The sequence below is a fragment of the Microbacterium sp. K41 genome (assembly GCF_004794395.1).
Taxonomy (GTDB): Bacteria; Actinomycetota; Actinomycetes; order Actinomycetales; family Microbacteriaceae; genus Microbacterium; species Microbacterium sufflavum.
In genome coordinates, this window is record NZ_SSDO01000371.1 from 1 (window position 1) to 357 (window position 357).

General features: G+C 75.6%; 1 protein-coding gene. It reads left to right on the forward strand.

Translation table 11 applies throughout. The annotated features are described in order from the left end of the window. A partial coding sequence (locus tag DW309_RS11620) for a peptidase dimerization domain-containing protein (RefSeq protein WP_136045458.1) occupies window positions 1-357 on the forward strand: 357 nt, incomplete at both ends.

Consider the following 357-nt stretch of genomic DNA (forward strand, 5'->3'; position numbering starts at 1 on the left):
ACCCCGACGGCGCCCTCAAGGTCGGCCGTCGCGGCAGCGCGCGGGTGCGCCTCTCGGTCACCGGGCGCGCCGCCCACGCCGCCCTCGATCCGGAGCACGGGATCTCGGCCGTGGACGAACTCGTCGACCAGCTGCTCGCGGTGCGACGCATCGTCGCGGATCCTGCCCTGCCCGGTCCGGTGCTGTGCAACGTCGGCACGATCGCCGGAGGAGCCCGCACGAACGTGGTGCCGGCGGAGGCGGCGGCGGAGATCGGCCTGCGCTTCACGGATCCCGACACCGAACGCCGGGTGCTCGACGCCCTGGCCGCGCTGCACCCGGTGCGCGAGGGCGCGACCGTGACGGCGGAGGTGCTCA